The 875-nt window shown below is 43.5% G+C and carries 1 protein-coding gene; it reads left to right on the top strand.

Annotation, left to right across the window (positions count from 1 at the left end; genetic code table 11):
* The coding region (gene dapB, locus R7Q48_RS25730) for a 4-hydroxy-tetrahydrodipicolinate reductase (RefSeq protein WP_031414956.1) at positions 1-668 on the top strand (668 nt) is incomplete at its 5' end.
* Between the last annotated feature and the right edge of the window lie 207 nt (positions 669-875).

Raw genomic sequence — 875 nt, 5'->3', positions numbered from 1 at the left:
TTTGTGGTGAAGGAAAGTTCGATGTTTTCCTGACCGATGACCTAGAGAAAGAGGTCGACAATTTTGATGTTGTTATCGACTTTACCGCTCCAGTAAGTACGTTAGCGAACTTAGAGTTATGTAAACAGCATGGGAAGTCTATCGTAATTGGTACCACTGGCTTTAGTGAAGAAGAGCGAGCACTGATTGATGCAGTTGCGAAGCACGTACCTGTTGTGATGGCGCCTAACTACTCTGTTGGTGTGAACCTAGTATTTAAGTTGCTTGAGAAAGCTGCAAAAGTAATGGGTGATTACTGCGATGTCGAGATTGTCGAAGCTCATCACCGCCATAAAGTTGATGCTCCGTCAGGTACTGCGATTGGTATGGGAGAGGCGATTGCTGGCGCTATGGGCAACAAGTTAAGTGATGTTGCGGTGTATGCGCGTGAAGGCATTACTGGTGAGCGTACTAAAGATGAAATCGGTTTTGCAACCATTCGTGCAGGTGACATTGTCGGCGAGCACACAGCAATGTTTGCTGATATTGGTGAGCGAGTCGAAATAACGCACAAAGCGACGGACCGCATGACTTTTGCTAATGGTGCCGTGAAGGCTGCTGTGTGGCTACATTCCAAGCCGGCGGGCTTTTATACCATGACCGATGTGCTTGGTTTGAATGAGCTTTAAATACATAATTATTCGCCGGCGTAAGCCGGCTTTTTTGTATTTGAAGAAAGTTATGTAAATAAAATGAGTATTGTAGAGCGTCAGTTTTGAACTTGTTTGTGTGTATTTTTGCTGGCTTGGTTGCTTTATTTGTCTTAACTGCTTAAAAGTTGATGTTGTTTTGTTGTGATTAACGTTTGCGTGAAAGTCTCATAAAAATTTGTGATC

This window comes from Vibrio sp. 378, assembly GCF_033339435.1.
The sequence above is the reverse complement of the archived record's forward strand: the minus strand, read 5'-3'. Positions and strand labels throughout refer to the sequence as shown.